Source organism: Bradyrhizobium sp. P2_E8, assembly GCF_056403875.1.
Genome location: NZ_JBFUES010001458.1, coordinates 1 through 1324, shown reverse-complemented (window position 1 = coordinate 1324; position 1324 = coordinate 1). Strand labels below are relative to the sequence as shown.

Genomic DNA, 1324 nt, shown 5'->3' with positions numbered 1-1324 from the left:
CCGCGCCTTCGCCGATCAACTCGCCGACAACCACCGACCCGGTCGCGATGCCGACGCGCGCCGCCAGCGTCTCGCCAGGCGCCGATCCCAGGCCGTGCACCGCCGCGACCGCCGCGAGGCCGGCCCGCACCGCGCGTTCGGCCTCATCCTCATGGGCGCGCGGGTAGCCGAAATAGGCCAGCACACCATCTCCCATGTACTTCGCCACATGYCCTTCGAACCGCGCGATCGCGSCCGSCACTGCGCTCTGATAGGTCCGCAGCACTTCGGCCATTTCCTCCGGATCGAGCCGCGCCGCGAGCGCGGTCGAGTCGACCAGATCGACGAACATCACGGTGAGTTGGCGGCGCTCAGCCTCGGCTGCAAGCGAGACGCTGGCGGAGCCGGCGGCGGGTGCGGCCGTAGCAGGGGCGGTCGCTGACATTGAGCCGGCGTGCAGGGCGGCGATCGCCGCGAGCAGCTTGCGCCGATGACCGATCGAGGTGACACCGAGCCCAATCAGGTCGTCGGCCGTTAGGTCGGCGAGCACGTCGGCATCGACGTCGTTCTCGCGGAACGCCTGTGCGTACTGTCCCAGCCCCAGACCACACAGCCAGGCCGTGACGTCCATGGGCTCCTCCCGGCTCTCGTCTTCAGAGCACCAAGGTGGGTCAGCCTACTGCAAGACAGCTTGAGCAGGGGCGCGATAAAACGTCACGAGCTGACTGCGGGCGACGGCCACTCCTGGCATCTTTGAGAGCCGCCGATCAATCCTGAAAACGTCTGCCAGTTAGGAAAGAATGGATGTTATCAGCGTCGGCTCCAAACGTCGCGAATGACCCACAGCCGACCTCAGTGGAGCGAAGCCGTCACCACGAAAGATTGCTGCGGGAATGTCAGCCCGCCGTTCGCCAGCATAGCGGGATCGAGGCGAGCCGCTGCGTCGTCGGCGATGGCGGCCATCTTGCGTTCACGCCCGGGACCATCCTCGCCCTTCAAAAGCGCAGCCATCGGGGTCGCCGTGAGTTGGAAGCGGACGTAATCCAGCGCTGAGGGAAAGCTAATTTGCTTGGATACGGTCGCAACATTGACGTCCTCAAAACCAGCCTGCCGCACCCAGTTGCCGAGCTCTTCGGCAGCGCAGGAAAGATGCTCGGAGCGTTTCGTCCGTGAGGACTGGGCTCCGAGAAAACTGTCGAGCGCCTGCACGAAAGCGTGCGCGGCTGGCGTTTGCTCGATGGCGCTGTAGACGTTGAGCCCGACGCGACCTCGTGGCTTGAGAACCCGGGCCATCTCTTTGAGAGCCAGCGGTCGATCAGGGAAAAATTGCAGTCCGAGTTGGCAG

2 protein-coding genes are annotated in these 1324 nt (G+C 65.1%); both read right to left on the bottom strand.

Translation table 11 applies throughout. The features are described 5' to 3' along the window. Positions 1–610, bottom strand: a 610-nt coding sequence (locus AC1D00_RS41395) for an adenylate/guanylate cyclase domain-containing protein (protein ID WP_477014677.1), incomplete at its 3' end; no start/stop codon positions are given. Between the two features lie 221 nt (positions 611–831). Beyond that, the coding region (locus tag AC1D00_RS41390) for a class I SAM-dependent methyltransferase (RefSeq protein ID WP_477014676.1) at positions 832–1324 on the bottom strand (493 nt) is incomplete at its 5' end.